Annotated in this window: 19 protein-coding genes; 10 read left to right on the top strand and 9 right to left on the bottom strand. The window is 75.1% G+C overall.

Going from position 1 to position 25,008, the window contains the following annotated elements:
• Window positions 1–49: 49 nt before the first annotated feature.
• Window positions 50–583 (top strand): hypothetical protein, encoded by a 534-nt coding sequence (locus IE287_RS08090; RefSeq protein ID WP_189848200.1) that lies wholly within the window; start codon window positions 50–52, stop codon window positions 581–583.
• Between the two features lie 124 nt (window positions 584–707).
• Here the strand turns inward: IE287_RS08090 and IE287_RS08085 are convergent, their stop codons facing one another.
• The 7 genes from IE287_RS08085 to eccB all read right to left on the bottom strand — a co-directional run bounded on the left by IE287_RS08085 (window position 708) and on the right by eccB (window position 8,073).
• A complete protein-coding gene (locus IE287_RS08085) occupies window positions 708–1,004 on the bottom strand; it encodes a WXG100 family type VII secretion target (RefSeq protein ID WP_189848199.1) in 297 nt (98 codons plus the stop codon).
• A 62-nt stretch (window positions 1,005–1,066) separates the two neighbouring features.
• The gene (locus IE287_RS08080) at window positions 1,067–1,429 is read right to left on the bottom strand and encodes a WXG100 family type VII secretion target (protein WP_031014168.1); all 363 of its coding nucleotides are present in this window, start codon (window positions 1,427–1,429) and stop codon (window positions 1,067–1,069) included.
• Window positions 1,430–1,516: 87 nt separating this feature from the next.
• Complete coding sequence (locus IE287_RS08075; protein ID WP_189848198.1) at window positions 1,517–2,827, bottom strand: S8 family serine peptidase; 1,311 nt, start codon at window positions 2,825–2,827, stop codon at window positions 1,517–1,519.
• A 26-nt stretch (window positions 2,828–2,853) separates the two neighbouring features.
• Window positions 2,854–4,638, bottom strand: coding sequence for a hypothetical protein (locus IE287_RS08070; RefSeq protein WP_189848197.1), 1,785 nt, complete (start codon window positions 4,636–4,638; stop codon window positions 2,854–2,856).
• A 6-nt stretch (window positions 4,639–4,644) separates the two neighbouring features.
• Window positions 4,645–5,094: a DUF2563 family protein gene (locus IE287_RS08065; RefSeq protein WP_229883328.1), complete on the bottom strand. Its 450-nt coding sequence runs from the start codon at window positions 5,092–5,094 to the stop codon at window positions 4,645–4,647.
• Window positions 5,095–5,308: 214 nt separating this feature from the next.
• Window positions 5,309–6,511 (bottom strand): type VII secretion-associated serine protease mycosin, encoded by a 1,203-nt coding sequence (mycP, locus tag IE287_RS08060; RefSeq protein ID WP_308436854.1) that lies wholly within the window; start codon window positions 6,509–6,511, stop codon window positions 5,309–5,311.
• A gap of 38 nt (window positions 6,512–6,549) precedes the next feature.
• Complete coding sequence (eccB, locus tag IE287_RS08055; RefSeq protein ID WP_189848195.1) at window positions 6,550–8,073, bottom strand: type VII secretion protein EccB; 1,524 nt, start codon at window positions 8,071–8,073, stop codon at window positions 6,550–6,552.
• 181 nt (window positions 8,074–8,254) lie between these two features.
• On the opposite strand from eccB, the gene eccE reads away from it, so the two are divergent.
• The 9 genes from eccE to IE287_RS08010 all read left to right on the top strand — a co-directional run bounded on the left by eccE (window position 8,255) and on the right by IE287_RS08010 (window position 20,323).
• The gene (eccE, locus tag IE287_RS08050; RefSeq protein ID WP_189848194.1) at window positions 8,255–9,616 is read left to right on the top strand and encodes a type VII secretion protein EccE; all 1,362 of its coding nucleotides are present in this window, start codon (window positions 8,255–8,257) and stop codon (window positions 9,614–9,616) included.
• Window positions 9,613–10,332: a hypothetical protein gene (locus tag IE287_RS08045; RefSeq protein ID WP_189848193.1), complete on the top strand. Its 720-nt coding sequence runs from the start codon at window positions 9,613–9,615 to the stop codon at window positions 10,330–10,332. Before eccE ends, IE287_RS08045 begins: the two co-directional genes overlap by 4 nt.
• A gap of 180 nt (window positions 10,333–10,512) precedes the next feature.
• Window positions 10,513–10,746, top strand: coding sequence for a DUF397 domain-containing protein (locus IE287_RS08040; RefSeq protein WP_189848192.1), 234 nt, complete (start codon window positions 10,513–10,515; stop codon window positions 10,744–10,746).
• A 476-nt stretch (window positions 10,747–11,222) separates the two neighbouring features.
• Complete coding sequence (locus IE287_RS08035; RefSeq protein ID WP_189848191.1) at window positions 11,223–14,381, top strand: SCO5717 family growth-regulating ATPase; 3,159 nt, start codon at window positions 11,223–11,225, stop codon at window positions 14,379–14,381.
• 198 nt (window positions 14,382–14,579) lie between these two features.
• On the top strand, window positions 14,580–16,430 hold the full coding sequence (locus tag IE287_RS08030; RefSeq protein ID WP_189848247.1) for an ABC transporter substrate-binding protein: 1,851 nt from the start codon (window positions 14,580–14,582) through the stop codon (window positions 16,428–16,430).
• A gap of 2 nt (window positions 16,431–16,432) precedes the next feature.
• On the top strand, window positions 16,433–17,494 hold the full coding sequence (locus IE287_RS08025) for an ABC transporter permease (RefSeq protein WP_189848190.1): 1,062 nt from the start codon (window positions 16,433–16,435) through the stop codon (window positions 17,492–17,494).
• The gene (locus IE287_RS08020) at window positions 17,491–18,375 is read left to right on the top strand and encodes an ABC transporter permease (RefSeq protein WP_189848189.1); all 885 of its coding nucleotides are present in this window, start codon (window positions 17,491–17,493) and stop codon (window positions 18,373–18,375) included. The genes IE287_RS08025 and IE287_RS08020 overlap by 4 nt, the downstream gene beginning before the upstream one ends.
• Complete coding sequence (locus IE287_RS08015) at window positions 18,372–19,340, top strand: ABC transporter ATP-binding protein (RefSeq protein ID WP_189848188.1); 969 nt, start codon at window positions 18,372–18,374, stop codon at window positions 19,338–19,340. Before IE287_RS08020 ends, IE287_RS08015 begins: the two co-directional genes overlap by 4 nt.
• Window positions 19,337–20,323 carry an ABC transporter ATP-binding protein gene (locus IE287_RS08010; protein WP_189848187.1) on the top strand — a complete coding sequence of 329 codons (987 nt, stop codon included), beginning with the start codon at window positions 19,337–19,339 and terminating at the stop codon, window positions 20,321–20,323. Before IE287_RS08015 ends, IE287_RS08010 begins: the two co-directional genes overlap by 4 nt.
• 58 nt (window positions 20,324–20,381) lie before the next feature.
• Here the strand turns inward: IE287_RS08010 and IE287_RS08005 are convergent, their stop codons facing one another.
• Together IE287_RS08005 and IE287_RS08000 are read right to left on the bottom strand one after the other, a co-directional pair.
• Window positions 20,382–21,341 (bottom strand): bifunctional riboflavin kinase/FAD synthetase, encoded by a 960-nt coding sequence (locus IE287_RS08005; protein WP_189848186.1) that lies wholly within the window; start codon window positions 21,339–21,341, stop codon window positions 20,382–20,384.
• A gap of 40 nt (window positions 21,342–21,381) precedes the next feature.
• The gene (locus IE287_RS08000) at window positions 21,382–24,891 is read right to left on the bottom strand and encodes a trypsin-like peptidase domain-containing protein (RefSeq protein WP_189848185.1); all 3,510 of its coding nucleotides are present in this window, start codon (window positions 24,889–24,891) and stop codon (window positions 21,382–21,384) included.
• Window positions 24,892–25,008: the final 117 nt, after the last annotated feature.

The raw sequence follows: 25,008 nt of genomic DNA, 5'->3' as shown, positions 1-25,008 counted from the left end.
GCCTCCGCCGCCCGCTTCCCCTCCCCGCCCCCAGACCAGAAAGCACGTGATGAAGCACGCAAAGGCCGTGGCCGCCCTCGCGCTCGTCCTCCTCGTCTCCGGATGCTCCCAGGCGAAGGAGGAGAAGCGGGCCTTCCAGGTACCGGATTCCCTGTGCGGTACGCCGGTCTCCGCCGATCTGCTGTCGCCCGCCCTTCCCGCGGGTGGCGAGAAGGTCGGGGAGGAGCGCAAGGAGCTGGGCGGCTACTTCCGCTGCACGGTCTCGGTGGACGGCGAGAGGGCGCTGACGGCCGTCTGGGAGTGGCTGGAGGCGGGGAAGACGGCCCGGTCCGTGGCGTACAACGCCCCGTACCGGGACCTGGCCGATGTCGAGAGCAGTGACAAGCGGTACGTCTACTCCGACACCGGCGGCGTCAGCCGCGTCACGTGCGAGCCCGCGGCGGCACACCGCAAGGGGGAGGCGGAGCTGTTCGTGACGATCGCCCTCTCGGAGGGCCGGACGGCGCCCGCCCCCGAGGTGAAGCAGCTGCTCCTGGCCTACGCGGAGGCCCTCTCGGCCTCGTCGGAGTGCGTGCGGAAGTAAGCGGCGGGGTCCGGGGGCACGGCCGGGAGAACGGTCGGGCCCCCGGTCCCGGGAACGCGACAGGGTGGGCGCCTCCCGTGCACGCCCACCCTGTTCTCGTCCGTGCGGTACGGACCCGGCTCCGCTAGAAGAAGCCCGCGGCGCGCTTGTCGCCGGCCTGGTAGGCCGGGGCGGCCTGGCGCACGGCCTTGGAGATGCTCTGGAGCGCGTTGTGGATCGCGCGCGTCTCCTGGTCCCACTTGGCGTGAGCGCCGTCGGCGGCGGTCTTCGCCTCACCCTCCCAGGTGCTGGAGACCGAGCGGATCTTCGTCTGGATGGCCTCCAGGGCCTCGTCCAGGCGCTTCGCCTGCGCGTCGATCTGGTTCGCAGCGTCGTCGAGCGACGCGTACGTGACGAGCATGATGCCGTCGTTGGCGGCCATGTTCCCTCCGGGTGTCGGTGGTGTCGTTCAGGTGGGGTGGTGCGGGGTCCTCGACGCGTGCGTCAGAGACCGGCGATGCCCGAACGGGCGGCCTTCTCGGCTCCCGCGTCGCCGGAGAAGCCCGCGGTGACGTCGACGCCGCGCAGGGCCGCCTCGACCTCGTCGTCGGTGTTGCTGGACGTGGTCCGGGTGACCTGGATGGCCTCCTGGAAGTTCAGCATCAGCTTGGCGATCCGCACCATGCCCTGGTTGATCTCGGTCTGCTTGGCGTCGAAGGCGCCGGCGCCGATGCCCTTCCAGCGGCCTTCGAGGCTGTCGATGACGCCCTGGAGGGCCGACAGCTGGCCCTTCACGTCATCGAACTTGCGGGTGAGCTCGTCCTGGAAATCCTTGAGACTCTGATCGCCAACCTTCAAGACTGACATGTGTCGCTCTCCCTTTCTCGGGTTCTCTTTGCAGCCGCGTCCGCAGCTTCACGCGGACGCGGTTCGGTGTGTGGGGCGGCGCGGCCGTCAGGCGGAGCGTCGCCGCCGCGCGACGAGGACGCCCGCCGCGGCGAGGACCGCCACGGCCGCGACGACGCCGATGACGATCCCGGTGCTGCCGCCGCTCTCCGCCTCCGCGCTCTCGCCGGAGCCTGCCACAGCGGTGCCGTCCGACGGCTTGGCGTCGGGGGCTTGTGCCGAAGTTGATGCAGAGGGGGCGGCGGAGGCCGGGGCGCCGCCGTCGGAGGCCGTGGCCGAGGGTGCCGAAGGGGCCGCCGAGGCGGTGCCGCCGGACGTACCGCCTCCGGTGGGCTCGTTGGTCAGGGGGCTGATGTTCGCGTCGCCGGGCTTGCCCTCGCCGCGCGAGATGTTGGCGTTGGGCCGGACGATGCCGTGGCCGAGGTAGGTGCTGACCGAACCCGGCTCCCAGTCGTCGTTCCGGGACGCGGACTCGAACAGGGCGCGCAGGACCTGGTTTCCGGTCCACTCGGGATGCGCGGACCAGACGAGGGCGGCGGAGGCGGAGGCGATGGCGGTGGCGAAGCTGGTGCCGTTCTCGACGCAGTACTTCTGGAACGTCTCGTCGCACCACTTGGGGATCGCGCTGCCCGGCGCGGCGATGTCCACGTAGTCGCCGTGCTGGGAGTAGGGGCCCACCTTGCCGTTCCGGTCGGTGGCCGCGACCGCGATCGCCTCGGGGTAACTTGCCGGGTACTGCTTCTTGTTGTCCTCGTCGCCGCTGTTGCCGGCAGCCGCGAAGACCAACTTGCCCTTGTTGTGGGCGTACTGGACCGACTTCCGGATGCTCGAGCTGTAGTACTCGGTGCCGAAGGAGATGTTGATGATCTTGGCGTCGCTGTCGGCGGCGGCCTTGATCGCCTCCTCCAGGTCGTAGGCGTTGACCGCCTCGGAGTTCTGCATCTTGGTGTCGCTCACGCGGTAAGGAATCACCTTGGCGTCCGGCGCCAGGCCCTTGATGCCGCCGGACGCCCCGGACCCGACGATGAGCTCGGCGATGGAGGTGCCGTGCCCCTCGTAGTCGTCCGTCTCGTCGCCCTTGGCCTCCGCCGCGTCCCAGCCCTTCAGCACCTTGCCCTTGAGGGACGGGGTGTCCGGGTTCACGCCGGTGTCGATGACGGCGACCGTGATGCCCGCGCCGGTCGACTTCTTCCAGATCTCCTCGGCCTTCATCGCGCCCAGGTACCACTGCTGCGACCGTGCGTCGGCAGCGACTGCCGTCGGAGCGACCCCGACGAGCCCCGTCGCCAGCACCACGGTCGCCGTGGTGCCGAGCATCGCTCGCCGGAGCCTGCCGCCCTCGATCATTCCTGCCGTCATCCTGACTTCCGAGCCTTCCGGGGTGGTTAGTCGATCACCGGCGGCACGGCGCCGCGCCGGCGGTTCGTCCAGGTCTCTTCGTCCTCCACCAGGTAGTCGGGGCGCGAAGAGCCCTCGCGCTCCTGCTCCTCGCGGCCCGGCCGCTGGGTGCCCCGGCCGCCGGTGCCGCGGGGGCTGCCGACGACGCCGTTGGCGCTGGGGGTGCCGCGTCCGGTGGGCCGTGCGGCCGGCTTGCCGCCGTTGGCGCCGACCACGCCGGACTGGCCGGGACGTGCTCCCGCCGTCCGGCCCGCGGCCTGGCCCTCGCTGCCGACGACGGTGCCCCGCGGGATCCGGGAGCCGGTGCCGCCGGAGGCGCGCTGCGGGGTGCCGCCCACGATGGGGTTGGACCTGCCGGTGCCCGCGCGCCCGGTGGCCGGCTGCCCGGGGCGGCCCGCCTGCGGCGCGGAGCGTCCGGCCTGGTTCGCCTGGGCGCCCGCCGGACCGCCGGGACGGCCCACGGGACCACCGGAGCGGCCCGCCGCCGGGGAACCCGCCGGACCGCCCGAGCGGCCCATGGCGGGAGAGCTCGTCGGTCCGCCGGGGCGGCCCACGGGCGCACCGCCGCGGCCCGTCGCCGGGGTGCTCGTCGGTCCGCCGGGCCGGCCGACGGCCGGGGAGGTCAGCGGGTTGCCGCCGCGCCCCACGGCCGTGCGGCCGGTGGCGGTGCGCGGTGCACCGGGCGTCCCGGTCGCCTTGGGCCCTCCGGCGGACGGCGGGGTGCCGAGCGTCAGCGGCGGGGGCCCGGCGGGGCCGGTCGGGGTGGGCGTGCCCGGGGTCGGGGTCGACGGGGGCGCGGTGTTCGGGACGGTCGGCGCCGGGGGCGTGGCGACCGTGTCGATCTGGGTCCTGGTGTCCTTGCCGGAGTCCCGGATCGGGTCCCGGGTGTCCAGGTCGCCGCCGGTGCGGGGCACCGTCGGGCTCGTACGGTCCTCGCTGCCGCTGACGTGCCCGGGCGTCGCCCGGTCCAGGGACCCGCCGGTGCTCCTGCCGGACTCGCCGTCGACGGAACCGCCGCGGGCGCCGGCCGAGCCTCCGCCGTCGGAGGACGAACCGGCCGGCCGCGGTACGCCCGCGTTGTACGACTCCGGCGGCTTCGGCAGTTCCTGGCCCGCCAGCGTGCTCTGTGACACCGCGTAGAACGACGCCAGGCGGTTCATCTGGTTGATGGCCTCCTGGCGGTCCTTCTCCGCGCGGACGGCCTTCTGGTAGTCCTCGTTCTTCTCGACCTTCTCGACCTCGGTGAAGTCCGAGGGCTTCTTCTGGACGAGGCGGGTGTCGCGCGGCGGCCGCGCGTTGCGGACGGAGGCCAGGCCGGTGCTCGCGACCTTCATCTGGGCGCCGGCCGAGTTGGCGACCTTGCCGATGTCCCAGGCGTAGGTCACGACCTCGGAGCCGTACCGCTGGAACTCGACGGCGGCCTCGCCCTTCCAGTCGACGCCGGCGACGAAGCTGTTCAGCTGCTTGGCGGCCGCGTTGAGCGACTTCGTCGCGTTCTCCAGGGCCTCGCCTGCCTGCTCCAGGTCGGCGGGGTTGGCGCTGTCGAGGAGGTCGAGCATGTCGTTGAGGCGGGCGCCCTCGAAGGACGTCGAGCCGAAGACGCTGCCCTTGGGGCCGAAGCCGAAGGGGAGGATCTCGTCCAGCTTCTCCAGGACGTTCGTCGTCGCGTAGGCCTCCTTGATGTCGGCCTTGTCCTGCGCCTGCGCCTGCTCCTGCGGCGTCAGGTCCGGCTGCGCGGGCGCGCTCGGGTTCGGGTTCTTCTCGTCACTCATCGATCGTCACCCCAGGTCCTTCTCGGCACTAGCGGCATCCTGGCTCGTCTGGGCGGGCTGTTCGGGCTTCCTGTCCTTCGCCTGCTGCTCGCGCTCGATCGCCTCGTCGCGTTCCTTGTCGAGGCGCGCCTGGATGTCGTGGAAGCGGCGGCGCTGCTCGTCCTCCACGTTCGCGTAGCCCACGTTCGCCGCGTGCACGCCGATCTGGAGGAGTTCGATCTGGCCGCTGAGGGACTTCGAGAGCGCCACGAGGGAGTGGTGGATCCGCTCGTACTCCGTGAAGAAGCCGTCCGCCTCGGCGAAGGCCATGCCGGTGCCGAACGAGCCGCGCGTCACGCGCTTCTGGCCCAGTTTCGAGGCGCCTCCGGCGCCGGCCTCCAGGTCCTTGATGACGCCGTCCACGCTGTCGCGGAACTTCTTCAGCTCGCCGACACCGAGCTCAAGATCACTCGCCATGACCGCCCCCGTCACCCGTCACGTGAAACACGAGCCAATCCTCCCCGTTTGCTCCTGCTGCCCTGCATTGCGATCGTGGCGACTCGCCATCCGCCGACCGCGCGTGTACCACTCTAATGATGGCGACCGACAGCCCCAAGTCTCTTGTTCGTCACGAGACTTCCACAGTCCGTCGCTCCGGCTCGACGCTATCAGCCGTGTGCGTCTGCAATGATCACCGGCCGGTCGCGGCGGTCCTCCTCCTGCGGTGGTCCCGCGTCGCCACCGCCGTGCCGGCGATCGCGGCGACGAGGACGCCGCCGCTGACGACCACGTAGGTGGCCAGGCGGGCGGCGCGTTGTTCGGGGGTCTCGCCGAGGTGGAGGGCGGCCGGGGTGGGGGCCTCGGCGCGGGTGACGCCCTCGTGGGCGACGGGCCGCTCGATGGGCTTGTCGTCCTCGGTGAGGGCCCTGACCGGGTCGACGACGCCCCAGCCGACGAGGCGGTCGTGGCCGGCCACCGAGCGTTCGGCGGTCTGCTGGATCTGGGCGACGATCTGCTTCTGGGTCCAGTCGCGGTGCGCGGACTTGAGGAGGGCGGCGAGGCCGGCGACGTACGGGGCGGAGAAGCTGGTGCCGTTGTCGGCGCAGTGGCCGCCGCCGGGGACGGTGGAGACCATGTCGACGCCGGGGGCGGCGACGCCGACGAAGTCGCCGGACTGGGAGAACTGCGCGCGCTCGTTGTTGCGGTCCGAGGCGGCGACGGCGAGGACGCCCTCGTACGAGGCCGGGTAGGTGGGTTTGACGTTGCCGCCGAGGCCGTCGTTGCCCGCCGAGGCCACGACCACGACGCCGGCCTCCAGCGCCGCCGCGACGGCCTGCTCCAGGAGCGGGGTGGGCTTCACCGCGTTCGCCGTGTCCTGGGAGATGTTGATCACGTCCGCCTTCTTGTCGACGGCGTGGCGGATCGCCGCGGCGAGGGTGGTGGCGGTGCCGTTGCCGTCGGCGTCGTTCTGCTGGATCGGGATGATCGTGGCGTCCGGGGCCAGTCCGACGAAGCCGGTGCCCTTGGCGGGGCGGGCGGCGATGATGCCGGCCACCTTGGTGCCGTGGCCGACGGTGTCGGTGGTGCCGTTCTCCTTGCCGCGCTTCAGCTTGTTGCCGTTGGCGTCCTTGGCTCCCTTCGGGATCAGGTTGATCCCGCTGCGGGCGTCGACGGCCTTGGCGAGCTGGAGGTTGCGGACGTCGACGCCGGTGTCGATGACGGCGACGCGGACGCCCTTGCCGGTGGACTGCGCCCAGAGTTCGTCCAGTTGCACGCGCTGGAGGGACCAGGGCCTGCCCTCGTACTTCTTGCTGGGGAAGGTGCACTGGGATCCGTCCTCGGCCGCCGCGGTGGAGAGCGGCAGGCCGAGGGTGCACAGGGTCGTCGCGGCCACGACGAGCAGCGGGCGCCGGACGCGGCGCGGGGCCGTCCTCACGAGCCCTGCGGCTGACGGGCGCCGCCGGTGGAGAGGCGGGGGCCGGTGGGCAGGAAGGTGGACCACTCGGCGGGTACGGGGAGGGGCTCGATGTTCTTGTAGCCGAGGCGGTTCTGCGCCTGCTGCGCCTCGGCCTGCCGGGCCTGCTTCTCCTCGTCGGAGCCGGAGGAGCCGATGCCGGAGTCGTCGGTCGCGGTGTCGCCGTTGGACTGCATCGCGTAGCGCAGGCCGGTGTCGGTGACGAGGAAGAGGAAGCCGCTGGCGGTGGTGGAGCCCTTGAACTGGCGGAAGAGCTGGCCCGATCCGGGAGTGACGTACGCGCTGCTGGAGCCGGTCGGCAGGGTGGCGGGGAAGTCCTTGCCCGCCCAGGTGCTGAGGGTGGTGGCGCCGGTCTCCTCGTCGACCGCGCGGAGCACGTTGCAGACGGTGTTGCGGGTGCCCTCGCGGGTGCCCGCCTCGTTGACGGGGACGGGGGCGGCCTTCGGCCACTTCTTGTCCTTGCCGAAGGCGGCGCCCGGCCGGAAGGCGCCGCCGCTGACGGAGGTGGCCTGGCCGGCCTGGCCGAGCTCGACGAGCTGGCGGCTGTTGAGCAGCAGCTTCGCGGTGAAGTCCGAGACGGGGGCGACCCGGTCCTGGAGGACCACGTACATCTGCTTCTTCGTGCCGTCGGTCGCGGAGAGGACCATGCCGACCTTGCCGACCTCGGGCGGCAGCCCGCTGGCGCCCGAGGCGGCGCCCGGCTCGCCCGGGACGCGGGGGAAGGAGACGGTGTCGCCCTTGTGGAGGGTGTTCAGCCAGGTCTCCGAGACGCGCTGGGCCTCGCGGCCCTGGCCGACGAGCTGGCGCAGCAGCAGCTCGTCCTTCTCGACCGGGTACGCGGTCCCCTTGGCGTCGACGACGTAGCGGGCGCGGTCGGGGCCCTCGACGTAGAGGAGCTGACCGCCGGTCAGCCGCTCGGGGCCGTCGGTCTTCGCCTCCTCGCGCGCGGCGAGGACGAAGGCGGCCTTCTGGATGGCGCGGCCGCCTTCGCCGGGGCGCTCGCAGACGGCCCAGCGCTTGGCGGCGCCGGCCTCGCCCACGGAGGGGAGGCGGTCGGGCGCGTAGGGGATGCCGAGGGTGGCGCCGTGCGGGATCTTGCCGCTGTCGAGCACCGACTCGGCGACGGTGATGATCTTGTCCTTGTCGGGGTCGAGGAGGAGCTTCGCCGACGACATGTTGAGGACGGGGTGGAGCTGGACCTTGTCGCCGGTCTTGAGGACCACGTACCGGGTGGTCGACTTGTCGGCGATGATGACGTTCTGGCCGGGCTTGTCCCAGTCCTTGGGGGCGACGGGCTTGAACATGCCCCAGGCCCCGAAGACCGCGAGGATCACCACGCCGACGATGGCGCCCGGCACCACCGCGCGCAGCGGGCGCGGAGCGCCCTCCTCGGAACCCGTCGAGTTCGGCTGCACGAACTGCGCGACCAATCTCCGCTTCGCGAAGGTGTAGGCGTTCAGTTCGTCCCGTCGTGATGCCATCTGTTGTGTCGTCCCTCTCCCCGCCGGCCGACCAGGTTGCCACACTCGGCGGGTCCGTCCGCCGTCCCACCGCCCCCTACTATGCCTGGCGGCACCCGTGTCTCACCGCTCAGGTAGGGTGATCGCCCGGTCAACGCCCAGGGGAATTCGGCTATTACGGACACGAGGGGGCAACGCGGCGATGGGTACGGCGACGCGTGCGCGCGACGGGCGGCGGACCAGCGGCCGAGCGCCTCAATCTTCCCGACGGCAACGCAGCAACGAACGCGCGGACGCGCGCGGCGGCGCACCGGGTCAGGGGGCCGCGCGGGCCGTCCCCGCGACGACGACGCTCCGGCCGCTCTCGCGCACCGGCCGGATCGGCCCCGTCCAGCTGCGCCAACTGGTGCTGGTGGAATCGGCGCTGGCCCTGGTGGCCGTCGGGTTCGTGATGGGCGGCCTCTGGCTCGTCCCCACCTGTGTCGTCGCCGGCCTCCTCGTGCTCCTCGCGGTGATACGCCGGCGCGGCCAGGCGGTGCAGGACTGGATGGCGACCGCGCTCGCGCTGCGGTCGCGCCGGCGCGACACCGGGCCCGCGGCCCCCGACGCCGACCCGTCGCTGGCGCCGGTGACCGAGAGCGTCCGGGGCTTCGCCGGCCGCCCGTACGTCGACCGGAACCACCGCACCGTCGGCATGCTCGGCGACGGCACCTTCCTGACGGCGGTGCTCCGGGTCGAGGCGAGCGGTTCGGCGCTGCGGCCCGTCTTCGGCGCCCGCGCCTTCCCGTTGACGCTGCTGGGCGACGCCCTGGAGGTCGACGACATCGTGGTCGAGTCGGTCCAGCTGGTGCAGCAGGTCCGTCCGGCGCCGGCGCCGCACCTCCCGCAGCAGTCCGTGGCCCGGCTCTCGTACACCCCCCTGCAGGAGCGGACCGGCGCGCCCGCGCTGCGGCTGACCTGGGTGGCGGTGAAGCTGGACCCCGAGCGGTGCAAGGAGGCGGTCGCGGCGCGCGGCGGCGGTCTCGAAGGGGCCCAGCGGTGCCTGGTCCGGATCGCGGACCACCTGGCGAGCCGGATCACGGGCGCGGGTTTCCAGGCGGTCGTCCTGGACCAGGAGGAAGTCAACTCGGCCATCGCGACGGCGGCCTGCACGAGCCCGCACGCCGCCGCGCGGGCGGGCCGGGCGGGGGCGGCCCCGCAGCGGCGGACGGCCGAGACCTCCCGGGTCTGGCGGTGCGACGACCGCTGGCACACCACCTACGCCGTCGGGCGCTGGCCGGAGCTCGGCCGGGGCGCGGCGCCGCTGCCGCGGCTGGTCTCGCTGCTGACCTCGGTGCCCGCCTACGCCACGACGTTCAGCCTCACCGTCCGGCGCGGGACGCGGCAGGGCACGATGGAGGTCGGCGGCCACCTCCGGGTCACCGGCGGCTCCGACAACGAACTGGTCCGGGTGCGCCGGACGCTGGAACAGGCGGCGCGCACCGCGAAGGTCGGGCTGCTGCGGCTCGACCGCGAGCAACTGCCCGGCGTGCTGGCGACGATGCCCCTCGGAGGTGCCCGATGAGGGGACGCGGTGTGGCGGTGAAGGGACTGCGGGGCCTGATCGGTCCGCGCCACGCGGGGCACACGGTGCCGGCGGCCGAGCTCGGCGCGCTCTCCCTGCCGGTCGGCGACGACGGCGTGGTGATCGGCGAGGACTCCGAGGGGCGTTCGCAGCTGGTGGGCTTCCACCGCTCGACGCCGTACGACGTGCTGCTGATCGGCGGTCTGTGGACGGCGCAGGTGCTGGCGCTGCGCGCCGCGGCCACGGGCTCCCGGGTCGTGGTGGAGACCGGCCGCCCGCACGCGTGGGTGGGGCTCGCGCAGGCGGCGGGGGCGGGCCTGGAGTGCATCACGCTCCACGACGTGGGCCGGGTCCCGCCGCTGGGCGCGACCGTCGGCAGTCCGGTCGTGGTCGTGCGGGACTGCGGCATGCGGCCGCCGCGCGGACGGGTCGTCTCCTCGCCGTGGCAGTCGGTGCTGACGCTGCTGCCGTATCTCAGCCCGGTCGCCCCGCGCCTGATGCGCGCGGCCACGCTCGTCGGCGTGCAGCGGGTCTCGCCGCAGGAGGCCCGGCAGACCGGCCGCATCCTGGGGCTGGCGCAGAACGAGGTCGACGCGCTGCCGACGCTCGGGGACGGCGTGACGCTGTGGTGCGCCGGCGGCGAGCGGCACTGGGTCATCACCCACGCGACGGACGCGGAGTCGGGCCTGCTCGGCACGGCCCGCCGGATGGACTGACCCGGGCCGCGGCCGGGCCGGCGGGCGGGAGCGGACGCCGGCCGGGTCCGCGATCGTCCGAAGCGGCCCCCGCGCGCAGCGGGTTTCCCTAGTATTTCTCCTGGTGGCGCGGGCGGTCCCCACTGCCCCGCGGCATCGGACGCATGGTCCGCCGACAGGCCGTGAACGAAAGGAACTCCCATGGGGAGCGCGCAGGAGAAGGACGCGTTGTACGCCCTCGACATCTCGGGCGTCGAGTGGATCGGCGCCCCGGGCACGAGCCCCGACGAGGAGCGCGTCGAGATCGCCCATCTGCCGGGCGGCGCCGTCGCCATGCGCTCCTCGCTGGACCACGGCACGGTGCTGCGGTACACGGAGGCGGAGTGGCGGGCGTTCGTGCTGGGCGCGCGGGACGGCGAGTTCGACCTGCGCTGAGCCGGCGGTCCGCCGCCGCGGCGGACCCGTACCGGACCGGCGGTCGCGCGCCCCGCTGCGGGTGCGCGGCCGCCGGTCCGTCGCGTCACCCGCTCGAACAGGCGCCGCCGGGACGGAGGGGCACCCGTTCGGGCGGGCGCCGGCACGGCCGGGAGCGAGGGGGCCGGCCCGGCGGACCGGGACAAGACCGTGCGGAATCCTCCCCGTTGCTCCCTCTTGTGTGATTTCGCCCCGTCCGCTTCCTCACGCTCCGCCGCGCCGGCGTCACCGGGGCCCCGCTCCCGGCCGGAGGGAGCGCCTCCGGGAGAGGACGGGCCTGCCGCGGCGGCGTTGCGGACGTTTAGGGTGGGTGGGGGCGCGGCGGAGGATCCCTCGGAACGTTCGCCGGGTCCGAGGGGAGAGCCGGCCCGACCGGTGGCGAACGGTGGCCCCGACGCACGACGGCACAAGGGTGCTCGACCACACCAGGAGGCAAAGTGAACGGCGATCGCGACGACATCCGCGGGGGCTGGAACGTGCCCGCCGACGAGTCCGACGCGGATCCCGCCGAGATGACGGGTGAGTTCACCATCGACTACACCCCTCCGGCCTGGTACACGCAGAGCGCGCCGGACGGCCAGGGCGGTGGCGGTGCCACTCCCCCGCCGCCGACGGGTGCGCCGGTCCCGGTTCCCGGGACGCCCCCGGGCGGCTTCCAGCAGCCCGGCTGGACGCACACCCCGCCCCCGCCGCAGTACCCGGCGCCCGGTCAGGCGCCGGGCCACTTCCCGGGCCAGGCAGCCGGGCAGGTACCGGGCCAGGCGGTCGGCCAGGTGCCGGGGCAGTACGGGGCGTACGGCCCCGAGGCCGGCGCTCCCGGCACGCCCGCCGCCCCGCCCGGCCACCCCGCGCCCGCCCCCGTACCGGCACCCGCCCCGGCCCAGGCCCCGGCTCCCGCGGCGCCCTTCGGCGGCGGCGAGGTGGAGAGCGGCGCCACCATGCGCTTCAACCCCGCGTCGCTGCGCCCCGACCCGGCCGCGCCGCCCGTCGCCGCCCCGGAGGCCGGCCCCCTGCCGGGCTCCCCCGAGGCCGCGGGCCTGGCCCGCGCCGACGTCCCGCCGGTACCCGACGCGGACCGGCCGGAGCCGGAGGCCGGCGGCGCGGACACCGACGCGCCCGGCGCCGAGGCGGCGCCCGGCGACGCGCCGGCCCCCTCCGACCCCCGGGACGCCTCCGGGGCCACCGGCGAGGACGGGACCGGGGACCGGTCCGACGGCGGGTTCGACGCGGACGCCGGGACCGGCACCGAGACCGTGGCGGAGAACGGGGCGGAGCACGGGGCCGGCGTCACGTCCGGGAACGCGTCCACGGGCGACGACGGCACGGGGCACGAGCGCGGGGCCGAGGGCGAGGCCGGGACCCCGGCCGAGGCCGTGGTCGACGCCGGCGCCGAGGCCCCGGCAGCCGCGGACCGGGCGTCCGCCGCCGAGCCCGCCGAGGAGGGACCGTCCACAGGGGAGGCCACCGGCGCCGTCCCCGCGGACGCCGTCCCCGCCGCGCCGCCCGCCGCCGTGCCGCTGCCCGCCGAGGGCGCCGTGCCCGGCGCCCCGGGGGCCCTCCCCGGCGCGCCCGCCGCGGGCGGCCCCCTGCCGCCGCTGCCGCCGAACTTCCCGCCCGCCTCCCCCGACGCCCAGCAGCCGCCGCAGCCCGCGCCGCAGTGGCCCGGGCAGCCGCAGCCGGCCGCTCCCGGAGCCGTACCGCCGCAGGGCGGCTACGGCTACCCCCCGGGCCCGGGTGCTCCCGGTCTGCCCCCGCAGGTGCCGGCCCCCGGGGCTCCCGCCGGTTACGGCTACCCGCCGCCGGCCGCCGCCCAGGCCGGTTACGGCTACCCGCACCCGGGTGCGCAGCCCCCGGTGCCCGCTCCCGGCGCGGAGCAGGTCCCCGGCGCGCCCGCGGCGGGCCACGGCCTCCCGCCGCAGGCCCCGGCACAGCCCCAGCCGCAGCCCCCGGCCCAGGGCGGATACGGCTACCCGCAGGCTCCCGGCGCGCCCGGCGGGGTGCCGCCGCAGGGCCCGGACGGGTACGGCTACCCGCCGGGTTCCGTGGACCCGCGGACCGGCGGCGCCTGGCCGCAGCCGGTCACCCACGACCAGCGCGAGCGGTCGGTGCCGGGCGCCCCGCTCGGCTACACGGCGGCCGTCGAGCTCTCCTCCGACCGGCTGCTGCGCAACAACAAGCAGAAGGCGAAGTCGAGCCGGAACCCGGGCGCGGCCTCCCGGTTCAAGCTGGGCGGCAAGAAGGAGGAGCAGGAGCGGCAGCGGAAGCTGGACCTGATCCGCACCCCGGTCCTCTCCTGTTACCGGATCGCGGTCATCTCGCTCAAGGGCGGCGTCGGCAAGACCACGACGACCACCGCGCTGGGCGCGACCCTGGCGACCGAGCGGCAGGACAAGATCCTGGCGATCGACGCCAACCCGGACGCCGGCACGCTGGGCCGCCGGGTGCGGCGCGAGACCGGGGCGACCATCCGCGACCTGGTGCAGGCGATCCCGTACCTCAACTCGTACATGGACATCCGCCGGTTCACCTCGCAGGCGCCGTCCGGCCTGGAGATCATCGCCAACGACGTGGACCCGGCGGTCTCGACGACCTTCAACGACGAGGACTACCGGCGGGCGATCGACGTCCTCGGCAAGCAGTACCCGGTCATCCTGACCGACTCCGGCACGGGTCTGCTCTACAGCGCCATGCGCGGGGTGCTCGACCTGGCCGACCAGCTGATCATCATCTCCACGCCCTCGGTGGACGGCGCCTCCAGCGCCTCGACGACGCTGGACTGGCTGTCGGCGCACGGGTACGCGGATCTGGTGCAGCGCTCGATCACGGTCATCTCGGGGGTCCGCGAGACCGGCAAGATGATCAAGGTCGAGGACATCGTGCAGCACTTCCGCACCCGCTGCCGCGGGGTGATCGTGGTGCCCTTCGACGAGCACCTGGCGGCCGGCGCCGAGGTCGACCTCGACATGATGCGGCCCAAGACCCGGGAGGCGTACTTCGACCTCTCGGCGATGGTGGCCGAGGACTTCGCGCGGGCGCAGCAGGCACAGGGGCTGTGGACCGGCGACGGCCAGGGCGGCCTGCCGCCGCACATGGCGCCGCCGATGCCGGGGCACGCAGGGCAGCCGATGCCGGGGCAGTACGCACCCGGGCCGTACGCCCCGGGGCAGCCCGCGCCGGGCCAGCCGTACGGGGCTCCGCCGGCGCCGGGGCAGCCCTACGCCGACCAGCAGCCGTACCCGGGCCCGCCGGTGCCCGGCGGGTACGCCCCCGGTCAGCCCGCGCCCGGTCAGCCGTACGCGCCGCAGGGCCAGGCGCAGCCGTACCCGCAGCCGGGCCGGCCGGGTCAGCCGGTTCCGGGCGGACCTCCGTCCGGGCCGTACGGACCGCCCGGGGAGCCGATGCCGGGTCAAGCCGGATATCCCGGACAGCCGTACGGACAGCAGCCCTACCCGCCGGCGGCGGCTTCCGGCCAGCCGGGGCAGCCCCCGCATCCGTACGGGCAGCCGCCCGCGCCGGAGCAGCCGTTCGGGCAGCCGCTGCCTCCGCAGGCCCCGCCGCAGACGCCGCCGCAGACGCCGCCAGCCCCTCAGCAGTAGGGCGTCACAGGAGTAGACCAATGAGGCTCCGTACCGGTTCACCGGTACGGAGCCTCCTTGCGTTCCCGCAGCCCACGCGGGGTTCGAGTCATCGTTGACGACGGCAGACCACCGCTGGTACATCTTCGCTTCACTTGACGACAGCCCAAGATCCACGACTCCACGACAGCCCCCGACGCGAGGTCACGTCCCATGGTCATGGTCACGAAGGTTCCCTCCCGCCCGCTCCCCCGCCGGCCCCGCCGGACCGCCCGTCTGCTGCTCGCCGCCGGTCTCACCACCGCCTCGCTCGCGGCCCTCCCCGCCACCACCGCCGCCGCCGGGGACGAGAAGTCCGGCGGCACCACGCTCACGGTGGCCGTCTCGCAGAGCATCGACTCGCTGAGCCCGTTCCTCGCCCAGAAGCTCACCTCGACCAGCATCCACCGGCTGGCCTACGAGTACCTCACCAACTACGACGCGAAGGACGCCCGGACCGTCCCCGCCTTCGCCACCGAGTGGTCCGCCTCCGCGGACAAGCTGACGTGGACGTACCGGATCCGCGAGGACTCCACCTGGTCCGACGGGAAGCCGGCCACCGCCGAGGACGCGGCCTGGACCTTCAACAAGATGATGACCGACCCGAACGCGGCCACCGCCAACGGCAGCTTCACGGCCAACTTCGCCCAGGTCACCGCCCCCGACCCGCGCACCCTCGTCATCCGGCTGAAGAAGCCGCAGGCCACGATGACGGCGCTGGACGTGCCGATCGTGCCCAAGCACGTGTGGGAGAAGGTCGGCGACTTCTCGAAGTTCAACAACGACCGGCAGTTCCCGATCGTCGGCAACGGCCCCTTCGTCATCACCGACTACAAGGTCGACCAGTACATCAGGCTCAAGCCGAACAAGACCTTCTGGCGGGGCGCACCCAAGTTCGACGAACTGGTCTTCAAGTACTACAAGGACGGCGACGCGGCCGTCGCCGCCCTCCAGAAGGGGGAGGTCTCCTTCGTCCCGAACCTGACGCCCGCCCAGGCGGCGGCGCTGAAGACGCAGAAGGACATCAAGGTCAACGACGCCCCCGGGCGCCGCTTCTACGCCCTCGCCACCAATCCCGGCGCCCGCGCCCAGGACGGGAAGACCTTCGGCAACGGCCACCCGGCCCTCCTCGACCCGGCCGTCCGCAGGGCGCTCTTCCTCTCGGTCGACCGCGCCACCCTCGTCGACAGGGTCTTCCAGGGGCACGCCGTCGAGGGCGAGGGGTACATCCCGCCCCGCTTCGGCTCCTACTTCTGGAAGCCGGAGGGCGCCCAGAAGCGGTCCTACGACCCGGCGGCCGCCGCGAAGGCCCTCGACGCCGCCGGCTACCGGAAGAACGGCGAGGGGAAGCGCCTCGGCAAGGACGGCAGGCCGCTGGTCTTCCGGATCCTCTGTCACGCCACCGACCCGAACGACAAGGCGGTCGGCAAGTACCTCCAGGAGTGGTGGGGCGAGCTCGGCATCGGGCTGACCGTCGAGTGCATGGACAGCGTCTCCGACCCGTGGGTCAAGGGCGACTACGACCTCGCCTTCGACGGCTGGTCGGTCAACCCCGACCCGGACTACGTGCTGTCCATCCACACCTGCGGCACCCTCCCCGCCACCCCGAAGGACACCGGCGCCACCGACAACTTCATCTGCGACGAGGAGTTCGACTCCCTCTACGCGCAGCAGGCGGTGGAGTACGACACCGCCAAGCGGGCGGACCTGGTCAAGCGGATGCAGTCCCGGCTGTACGACACGGGGTACATGAACGTCATGGCCTACCCCAACGCCCTGGAGGCGTACCGCACCGACCAGATCGCGTCCATCACCACCATGCCCGAGGCCGCCGGGAACCTGTGGGGGCAGGACGGCTACTGGAGCTGGTGGTCGGCCGTGCCCGCCGCCTCCTCCCCGTCCTCCGGGGACGGGTCCGGATCGTCCTCCACCGGGGTCGCGATCGGGATCGGGGTCGCCGTGGCCGCCGTCGCCGGCGGACTCCTCCTCCTCCGGACGCGCCGGCGCGCCACCGCCGACGACCGCGAGTAGCGATGACGACGGCAAGCACCCCCGCCGGCGTGGCGCGGGCCGAGGAGGCCCGCGCCACGGACGGCGCACCCCGCACCGGCGTCTCCTCCGGCTACCTCCGCCACGCGGCGGGGAAGCTGGGCGGCGCGCTCGTCTCCCTCTTCGCCGTACTGGTCACCAGCTTCTTCCTCTTCCGGATCATCCCCGGCGACCCGGTCAAGGCGATGACCCACGGCATCCCCACCTCCGCCGAACAACTGGCCACCCTGAGGCGCCAGTTCGGCCTCGATCTGCCGCTGTGGCAGCAGTTCGCCGACTACTGCGCGAAGGCGCTCGGCGGCGACCTCGGCACCTCCTTCCAGTTCCGCGCCCCGGTCGGCGAGCTGATCGCGGCGAAGCTGCCGGCGACGCTGCTCCTCACCGGCGTCGCCGTGGTGCTCTACTCGGCCCTCGGGCTGTGGCTCGGCACCCGCTCCGCGTGGCGGCACGGCGGCCTCGGCGACCGGGTGAACACCGGGATCGCGCTCACCCTGTGGTCGGTGCCGTCCTTCTGGCTCGGCCTGCTGCTCATCATCGTCTTCTCGGTGGGCATGGGCCCGGTCCCGGGGCTCTTCCCGACCGGCGGCATGGAGTCGGGGACCGGCGAGACCGGCTTCGCCCACGTCCTCGACGTCGCCCACCACCTCGTCCTGCCGGTGGTGACGCTGGTCGCGGTCGGCTACGCGCAGACGCTCCTGGTGATGCGCTCCTCGCTCCTCGACGAGATGGGCGGCGACTACCTGACGACCGCCCGCGCGAAGGGCCTCAGGGACGACGAGGTGCGGCGCCGGCACGCGGTGCCGAACGCCCTGCTGCCGACCGTCACCATGGTCTTCATCAACCTGGGCCACGTGGCGGCCGGTTCGATCCTGGTGGAGACGGTCTTCTCCTGGCCGGGTCTCGGCGGCCTCTTCTACCAGGCGCTGAGCGTGCCCGACCTGCCGCTCGTCCAGGGCCTGTTCGTCGTCTTCGCCGGGGCGATGATCCTCATGAACCTCCTCGCCGACCTGCTCTATCCGCTGCTCGACCCCCGGGTGGGCCGATGACCTCTCTCGCGTGGGAGCGCCGCAGGGGCTCCGCGGCACGCTTCTGGAAGACGTACCGGAGCCACCGGGCGGGCCTCTACGGGCTCGCCGGGCTGGCCCTGATCGCGCTGCTCGCGGTCACCGCGCCGCTGACCGTCGGGGCCGACGTGCAGTCGGTGACGAACGCGCCCGGCACGGCCCTGGAGCCGCCCAGCGCCGAGTTCCCCCTGGGCACCGACCAGTTCGGCCGGTCGCTGCTCGGGCTGCTGGTCTGGGGGGCGCGGATCTCGCTGCTGGTGGGGCTGCTCGCGGCGGTCCTGTCGGTCGCCATCGGGACCCTCGTCGGGGTCCTCGCGGGCCACTACGGCGGCTGGCTCTCCACCGTCGTGATGCGGATCACCGACTGGTTCCTGGTGATGCCGACGCTGGTCCTGGCGATCGTGCTGGCGACCGTGATGTCCCGGTCGATGTGGACGGTGGTCCTCGCCATCGGCGTCACCTCCTGGCCGACCACCGCCCGGCTGGTGCGGGCGCAGACGATCGCCGTCGAGTCCCGCCCCTACATCGAGCGGGCCACCGCCCTCGGCGGCGGCCACCGGCACGTCATGGCCCGGCACGTGCTGCCGAACGTGATGCCGCTGGTCCTCGCCCAGACCACCCTCGGCATCTCCACCGCGATCCTCACCGAGGCCACCCTCGCCTTCCTCGGGCTCGGCGACCCGACCGTGGTGTCCTGGGGCGGGATGCTCCAGGACGCGCGCGAGGCGGGCGCGGTCTCCTCCGGGCACTGGTGGTACCTGGCCCCGCCGGGGATCGCGATCGCGCTGGTCGCGCTCGCCTTCACGCTCTGCGGCCGGGCCGTCGAATCCGTGCTCAACCCGAGGCTGGGGGTGGGGCGTTGAGCCTCCTGAAGATCAGGGACCTGAGGGTCACGTACGGCTCCGGGGCCGGCGCCGTCCCCGCCGTGCGCGGGGTCGACCTCACGCTGGAGGCCGGGTCGAAGCTGGGCGTGGCCGGCGAGTCCGGCTGCGGGAAGTCGACGCTGGCGCTCGCCCTGCTGCGGCTGCTCCCCCCGGCCGCCCGGCTCGACGGCGAGATCCTCCTCGACGGGGAGGACGTGCTCGCCATGAAGTGGGGGCGGCTGCGGGCGGTCCGCTGGGCGGGCGCCTCGATCGTCTTCCAGGGCGCGATGCACTCGCTGAACGCGGTGCGCCGGATCGGCGACCAGATCGCCGAGCCGCTCCTGGTGCACGGCCGGGCCACCCCCGCGCAGGCCCGCAAGCGGGTCGCCGCCCTCCTCGAACAGGTCGGGCTGCCCGCCTCCCGGGCCGCCGGCTATCCGCACGAGCTCTCCGGCGGGCAGCGGCAGCGCGTGATGATCGCGATGGCGCTCGCCTGCGCACCGCGCCTGATCGTCGCCGACGAGCCGACCACCGCGCTCGACGTGATGATCCAGGCGCAGATCCTGCGGCTCATCGAGCGGCTGGTGGCCGAGGAGTCCATCGGCCTGATGATGATCAGCCACGACCTGGCGGTGCTCGCCGACGCCTGCGACCGGCTCGCCGTCATGTACGCGGGCCGGATCGTCGAGGAGGGACCGGCCGCCGAGGTGTACCGGGCGGCCGCCCACCCCTACGGGCGGGCGCTCTCCTCGGCCTTCCCCCGGATCGGGGACCCGGCCTCGCGGCGGGCGCCGCGCGGCCTGCCCGGCGACCCGCCGGACCCGGCGGCGCTGCCCGACGGCTGCGCCTTCCACCCGCGCTGCCCGGTGGCGGTCGCGGCGTGCGCCGAGGACGACCAGGAACTGCGGGCGGCGGGCGCCGGGCGCCGGGCCGCCTGCCTGCACGTGGGGAGTGAGCGCGGATGACGAGTGGGCTGCTGACCGCCAGCGGGGTGCACGTCGCCTTCCCGGGGCGGCGGGGCGCCCCGCCCGCCCGGGCGGTCGACGGGGTGGACCTGGAGATCGGCGCGGGCGAGATCGTGGCCCTGGTCGGCGAGTCCGGCTGCGGCAAGACGACCCTGGCCCGCACCCTCCTCGGCCTGGTGCGGCCGGGGGCCGGCACGGTCTCCTTCGCCGGGGAGCCCCTCGCGTACACCTCGCGGGCGCTGAAGGCCTACCGCCGCCGCGCCCAGCTCGTCCTCCAGGACCCGAGCGGCTCGCTCAACCCGCGGCACACCGTGTACGAGGCGGTCGCCGAGGGGCTGCGGATCCACGGCGTCCACCGCAACGGCGCCGAGGAGCGCGCGGCGGTCGCGGAGGCGCTGTCCCGGGCGGGGCTGCGGCCCCCCGAGCGGTTCTTCCTGCGCTATCCGCACGAGCTGTCCGGCGGCCAGCGGCAGCGGGTGGTGATCGCGGGGGCGCTCGTCCTGGAGCCCGAGCTCATCGTCGCGGACGAGCCGGTGGCCTCCCTGGACGCGTCGGTGCGCGGCGAGATCCTGGCGCTGCTGCTCCGGCTGCGCGACGAACTCGGCCTCTCGGCCCTGGTCGTGACGCACGACCTGGGCCTCGCCTGGAACATCGCGGACCGGGTGGCGGTCATGTACCTGGGCCGGGTGGTGGAGACGGGCCCGGTCGAGACCGTGCTGACGGCGCCCCGGCATCCGTACACCCGGGCCCTGCTGTCGGTGCTGCCGGAGTCGGAGACGGCCCCGGTGGTGCTGGGCGGCGAACCGCCGGACCCGGCGCGGATCCCCGGCGGCTGCCGCTTCCACGCCCGCTGCCACGTGCTGGCCTCGGGCGAGGCGGCGCCGGTCGCCGACCGCTGCCGCACCGAGCCGCTGCCGGTGCTCCGCGCGGGCGGCGGGGAGGGGGGCGTGGCCTGCCACTGGGCGGCGGCCCGCGAGGACTGAGCGGCCGCCGCCGGGCGGCGCACCGTCCGGCGGCCCCGGGAACGGGGGCGCGGGGCGGTCAGGCCCCGGCGGCGTCGTACGCGGCCGTCAGGGTCCGGCACTTCTCGACGTCGGCGGCCATCGCCACCAGCAGGTCGTCGAGGGTGTCGAACTTGAGCATGCCGCGCACGTAGGCGAGGAAGTCGACGGTGACGTGGAGCCCGTACAGGTCGAGGCCCTCGCGGTCGATCGCGTACGCCTCCACCGTCCGCTCGGTGCCGTCGAACTGCGGGTTGGTGCCGACGGAGATCGCCGCCGGCATCCGCTCGCCCGCCGCGGTCAGCCAGCCGGCGTAGACCCCGTCGGCGGGGATCGCGGTGTGCGGCAGGGTCTCCACGTTGGCGGTGGGGAAGCCCAGTTCGCGGCCGCGCTGGGCGCCGCGCACGACGATGCCCTCGACGCGGTGCGGGCGGCCGAGGATCTCGGCGGCGCCGGTCACGTCGCCCTCGGCCACCAGCCGACGGGTCAGGGTGGAGGAGAAGGGCTGTCCGCCGCCGGCGGCGCCGCTCACGTACAGGTCGATGACCTCGACCTCGTAGTCGTAGGTGGCGCCCAGCTCGGTGAGGAACTCCACGTTGCCCGCGGCGCGGTGGCCGAAGCGGAAGTTGGGGCCCTCGATGACGGCCCGGGCGTGCAGCTTGTCGACGAGCACCTTGACGATGAAGTCGGCCGGCGACAGCTGCGAGAACTCGGCGGTGAAGGGGAGCACGAGGACCGCGTCCACGCCCAGCTCGGCCATCAGCTCGGCGCGCCGGTGGTGCGGGGCGAGCAGCGGCGGATGGCTGCCCGGGCGCACCACCTCGGAGGGGTGCGGGTCGAAGGTCACCACGACGGTGGGGACGCCCAGCTCGCGGGCGCGCTCGACGGCCCGCCCGATGATCAGCTGGTGCCCGCGGTGCACTCCGTCGTAGGAGCCGATGGTGACGACGCTGCGCCCCCAGTCCTGGGGGATGTCCTCCAAGCCACGCCAGCGCTGCACTGTGACCGCTCCTCGTCCGCCTGTTCGCCCTGTGCGCCCATTACGCAGGTCTAAGACTGCCATGCCCGCGCCCGTCGGTTCGCATCGGCATGGAGACTGTGGCGGGTCCGCGCGGTGCGGGCACGCTCTGCGCGAGCAGCGCGGCGAAGGCCGGGTGGTCGGCGGCGAGCGCGGCGAGCAGCCGGTCGCGGTGGGCGGGGCCGCCCGGGTCGCGGGCGTAGAGGGCGCCGGTGCGGGCCAGCAGCGCGCGGTTGCGCGGCGGCGTACGGCGGGCGGCGCCCTCGGCGGCGGCGGTCAGCAGCGCGTCCGGCACGGTCCGCTCCCCCGGCTCGGCGGCGTGGGTCTCGTGGTCGAGGAGGACGTCGAGGAGCTCGGCCCGCAGGTGGCGGGAGGCGCCGGTGCCGGGGGCGGCGAGGACGGGCGCGAGGGCGCGCCGGACGGCGGCGGGCCGGCCGTGGATCAGGCCGACGACCAGGGGGAAGAGGACCGCCCGCGCGGTCGGCCCCTCCTCGAACCGCAGGTCGACGTAGCCGGCGGCGTGTCCGGCGCCCTCGGGGCGGCGGATCACGTACTCCCGGACGAGGGCGGCGATCCCGCGGGTGAGGGCGGGCGTGTCGACGGCGGCGAGCGCCCGCAGGACGCCGCCCGGGTCGCGTCCCGCGTCCAGCCGCTCCCGGAGGGCGTCGAGGACCGGCCCGGGGTGGCCGGGGAGCGCCGCCACGAGGGCGTCGGCGGGGGTACGGGGGTCGGCGAGGGCGCGGTCCAGGTACCGGCTCCGGGTGTGCGGGTCGCGGACGAGGATGCCGAGGGCGGCTCCGTGCGGCCGCCGGTCGCCGGTCCGGGCGAGCAGCGCGCCCGCCGCGTACCGGAGCAGCTCGCGGTCCTGCCCCCGGGGGCCGCGGGCGGCCAGCAGGCTGCCGTAGACGGCCGCTGCGGTGCGCCGCTCGGGCCGCGCGTCGTCGTGGGCCCACCGGTCCACGGCCCGGCAGAGCGCGGCCGGTTCGTCGTCGACGAGCGCGCCCAGCAGTCCCTCGGCGAGCGGGTGGGCGGTGCCGGCCAGCGCCTCGCACAGGTCGTCGGGGGCGAGCCCCCGGTGGGCGTGGAGGAGTTCCTGGGCGAGGACGGCGACGGTGGTGTACGGGCGGGAGGCCAGGGTCCGGCCGTCCGTGAACCAGCGGCAGAGCAGGGGCTGGACGGCCCGGGGCGCGGCGGCGAGCAGCTCCTCGGCCAGGCCGGCGTAGGCCGGGTCGCCGGTGACCAGCCGCCGGAGCAGGTCGGCCCGCTCGTCCTCCCCGACGTGCGTCTCGCGCCACCAGGCGGGCCCGAAGGCGCCGAGCCCGGCGGCCCGGCCGTCGTCCTCGCCCACCCGGTCGGCGAGCCGCCGCAGCACGGGCAGGTAGGGGCGCGGGTCGCCGATCCCGGCGAGGGTCCGGGCGAGCAGGGCGCCCGCCCACCACACGGCCTCGTCCCGCGTCCGGGTGTCCGGCGCGGCCAGGAAGTCGACGAGCGCGCGCAGCCGGGGCGCGAGGGCGTCCGGGCCGCCCTCCCGGTGGGCGAGCAGCAGGGCCTGGACGACCGTCCCCACCCGGTGGCGCGGCACCGGCGGCTGGGCGGGGTCCGGGGCTGCTCCGGCGGCCGCGTCCCGGTCCCCGCGGACGTCTGCGCCCTCGCCGCCGTCCGCGGCCGCCGCGCGCCGTCGCCGTCCGCGCGGCCGGACGGGGGCGGGGTCCGGGCCGGGTTCCGGGACCGGAGCCGCGGCGGGATCCGGATCCCGGTCCGGGACGGGGGCGGGGGGATCGGGGCGCTCGGTGGGCGGCCGGTCGTGGACGAGGGACCGGAGGGCGGCGTCGAGGTCGAGGTGGGCGGCCTGGAGCCAGTCGGAGAGCTCCTCGTGGGCGAAGCGGTAGCCGGTGCCGGCGGGGACGAGGAGGCCCTCGGTGAGGACGGCGGAGGCCCAGCCCTCGCGCCACGGGAACAGCTCCTCGAAGGAGGCGCGGTCGAGGAGGCCGTGGCCGGGGCCGAGGCAGCGCCGGGCGGCCTCGTGGACCTGGCCGGTGACCCGCGCGGCGAGCCGCCGGACGGCGGTGCCGCCGGGCAGCGGGCGGGTGCCGGCGGCGATCCGGACCGCGATCCGCAGGCACATCAGGTCCAGGTGGGCGGTGAAGATCTCGGCGCGGCCGGGGCGGCCGGGCACCTCGCCGGGGAGCGCGGCCCGCACCTCGGCGAGCAGCCGCAGGGCGAGCGGGTGCCGGGCGTCGGCGTCGGCGAGGGCGTCGTCCGCGAGCCCGTACCCCCGGCGCACGGTCCGGGCCTCGTCGTCGGTGAGGTCGCCGAGGGGCAGCACGGCGGGGGGCTCGCTCCAGAGCTCCGCCGCCCGGTCGGCGTACTCGGGCCGGCAGGCGAGGACGAGCCGGGCGCCGTGGGCGCGCAGCCAGTGCTCGGTGGCGCCGGTCCATCCGGCGAGCCGGTGGACGAGGAGCGGGGGCATCTCCTCGGGTCCGTCGAGGACGACGAGGAGCGGCCGCCCGGCCTCCCGGGCGAGGCCGGCGGCCCGCTCGGGGGTGACGGTGTCCCCGGCGTCCCCGGAGGCGGCCGCGATCCGGGCGGCGTGGTGCAGGACCCGCCCGACGGCGTCGGCGACGGAGCCGTCCCCCTCCCGCAGGTCGGCGCCGCGGAGCCGTACGGTCGGCGCGGGCGCGGCTCCGCGCGCCCGCTCCTCGCAGACGGTGCCGAGCAGGGTGGTCCGCCCGCAGCCGGGTTCGCCGACGACGGCGAGCACGGGGGCGGGGTCGGGGTCGGCTCCGGCGGCGAAGCGGGTGAGGGCCCGGCGGGCGGCCGGGCGGGCGACCGGCGCGGGCCAGGGGGACGGGTCGCCGGCCGGGAGGGCGGTGGGGGCGGTGAGGGCGAGGACGGCGGCGAGGTTGAGGTCGGGGCCGTAGGCGGGGACCGTGGCCGCGTTGCGGCGCAGCAGCGCGGCGAGGGGACCGTCGGGGCGGATCGGGACGGCGTGTCCGGCGGCGCGCGGGTCGCCCTGGAGGGCGGTGCCGAGGACGCCGAGGACGGTGCCGGTGGCACTGTCGAGGACGGGCCCGCCGGCCGCCGGGCCGCCGAGGCGCAGCGCCTCGGCCCCCTCGGTGCCGATGGCGAGTTCGAGGGCGTCGGGGAGGGTGTGGAAGCGGTCGGTCGCGGTGTACGTGACGGCGGCGGGGCCGAGGACGCGGGCCTCGCGCCAGCCGTGCGCGGCGATCCGGACGTAGGTGCCGGGTTCGACGGCCGCGCGGGTGGCGAGCGGCAGCGGGGGGACGCCGAGGCCCTCGGTGCGGATCACGGCGAGCCCGTGGCCGGGGAGGGGGACGATGGCGTCGGCGTCGGCGAGCCAGGTCCGCTCGCCGGGCGCGTGGAGCACGACGCGCGCGAGTCCGTCGACGGCCTCGTGGCTGGTGACGAGGGTGCCCTCGTGGTCGGCGACGAATCCGGTGCCGCGCGGCCGGCCCGCCAGATCGCAGATGCGCACCAGCCCCACCGGCTCCGCCAGGTCCCCGCGTCCCATGGTCTGGAGGGTAGGCCGGGGGCGGGCGGCGGACCGCACGGTGCGGGGAACGCGCCCCCTCGCGCTCCCCCCGTTCGCTCCGAGCGCCTCCTCGATGGGGTGAAGAAACACCGAAGG

It is taken from the genome of Streptomyces omiyaensis (genome assembly GCF_014650895.1).
In the GTDB taxonomy this organism is placed as follows: Bacteria; Actinomycetota; Actinomycetes; order Streptomycetales; family Streptomycetaceae; genus Streptomyces; species Streptomyces omiyaensis.
Note: the sequence above shows the minus strand (reverse complement) of the source record. Positions and strands in the feature narration are given on the sequence as shown.

What these genes read in the sequence shown, in the direction of transcription:
- IE287_RS08090 (WP_189848200.1), top strand. Translation starts at nt 50, where the DNA reads ATGAAGCACGCAAAGGCCGTGGCCGCCCTCGCGCTCGTCCTCCTCGTC.
- IE287_RS08085 (WP_189848199.1), bottom strand. Translation starts at nt 1,004, where the DNA reads ATGGCCGCCAACGACGGCATCATGCTCGTCACGTACGCGTCGCTCGAC.
- IE287_RS08080 (WP_031014168.1), bottom strand. Translation starts at nt 1,429, where the DNA reads ATGTCAGTCTTGAAGGTTGGCGATCAGAGTCTCAAGGATTTCCAGGAC.
- IE287_RS08075 (WP_189848198.1), bottom strand. Translation starts at nt 2,827, where the DNA reads ATGACGGCAGGAATGATCGAGGGCGGCAGGCTCCGGCGAGCGATGCTC.
- IE287_RS08070 (WP_189848197.1), bottom strand. Translation starts at nt 4,638, where the DNA reads ATGAGTGACGAGAAGAACCCGAACCCGAGCGCGCCCGCGCAGCCGGAC.
- IE287_RS08065 (WP_229883328.1), bottom strand. Translation starts at nt 5,094, where the DNA reads ATGGCGAGTGATCTTGAGCTCGGTGTCGGCGAGCTGAAGAAGTTCCGC.
- eccB (WP_189848195.1), bottom strand. Translation starts at nt 8,073, where the DNA reads ATGGCATCACGACGGGACGAACTGAACGCCTACACCTTCGCGAAGCGG.
- eccE (WP_189848194.1), top strand. Translation starts at nt 8,255, where the DNA reads ATGGGTACGGCGACGCGTGCGCGCGACGGGCGGCGGACCAGCGGCCGA.
- IE287_RS08045 (WP_189848193.1), top strand. Translation starts at nt 9,613, where the DNA reads ATGAGGGGACGCGGTGTGGCGGTGAAGGGACTGCGGGGCCTGATCGGT.
- IE287_RS08040 (WP_189848192.1), top strand. Translation starts at nt 10,513, where the DNA reads ATGGGGAGCGCGCAGGAGAAGGACGCGTTGTACGCCCTCGACATCTCG.
- IE287_RS08030 (WP_189848247.1), top strand. Translation starts at nt 14,580, where the DNA reads ATGGTCACGAAGGTTCCCTCCCGCCCGCTCCCCCGCCGGCCCCGCCGG.
- IE287_RS08025 (WP_189848190.1), top strand. Translation starts at nt 16,433, where the DNA reads ATGACGACGGCAAGCACCCCCGCCGGCGTGGCGCGGGCCGAGGAGGCC.
- IE287_RS08020 (WP_189848189.1), top strand. Translation starts at nt 17,491, where the DNA reads ATGACCTCTCTCGCGTGGGAGCGCCGCAGGGGCTCCGCGGCACGCTTC.
- IE287_RS08010 (WP_189848187.1), top strand. Translation starts at nt 19,337, where the DNA reads ATGACGAGTGGGCTGCTGACCGCCAGCGGGGTGCACGTCGCCTTCCCG.
- IE287_RS08000 (WP_189848185.1), bottom strand. Translation starts at nt 24,891, where the DNA reads ATGGGACGCGGGGACCTGGCGGAGCCGGTGGGGCTGGTGCGCATCTGC.